Origin of the sequence: Pseudoalteromonas luteoviolacea NCIMB 1942 (assembly GCF_001625595.1) — a bacterium.
GTDB lineage: Bacteria > Pseudomonadota > Gammaproteobacteria > Enterobacterales > Alteromonadaceae > Pseudoalteromonas > Pseudoalteromonas luteoviolacea_A.
The window spans coordinates 1-533 of sequence record NZ_AUXT01000087.1; the positions used below are offsets into that span (position 1 = coordinate 1).

A 533-nucleotide genomic window follows, 5' to 3' on the forward strand; every position below is an offset into this window, starting at 1 on the left:
TATGTAGATGATAAAAAAGCAAAACGCCTGACTGATAAAGCCATTGTTATACGTTGGCATAAGCAATTTAAAGGGACTTGGTTAACCCATAAGTTTATCAATGGAGAAACACTTACAAACTCAGAGCGTTGTTTATTATCAGAGCTCATAGACGAATATAGAAAGCGCCTAGCTGATATAAGCTGGTTTATGCGAACGCTAAACGAAGACATCGCGCGTAAGGCGAATAGAGAAGATGGCTGCACAGGCCGATTCTGGGAAGGGCGCTTTAAATCACAAGCTTTGTTAGATGAAGCCGCGTTGGCGGCGTGCTTAGCGTATGTGGATTTAAATCCTGTGAGAGCCAAAATGGCAGAGACGCCAGAAGAGTCAGACCATACTAGTATTAAAAAGCGCGTTGAAACAGCAAAAGAGGGTAAACAGCCTAAGTCACTCATGCGTTTTTCTGGTAATCCAAGAAAGTACATGCCTAAAGGATGACCGTTTGAATTTAAATACTATTTAGAACTGGTAGATTTGACAGGGCGATGTAT

The 533-nt window shown here is 41.7% G+C and carries 1 pseudogene; it reads left to right on the forward strand.

What is annotated here, in order from left to right:
- A pseudogene (locus N482_RS25170) lies at positions 1–477 on the forward strand (transposase); the annotation flags it as partial.
- Between the last annotated feature and the right edge of the window lie 56 nt (positions 478–533).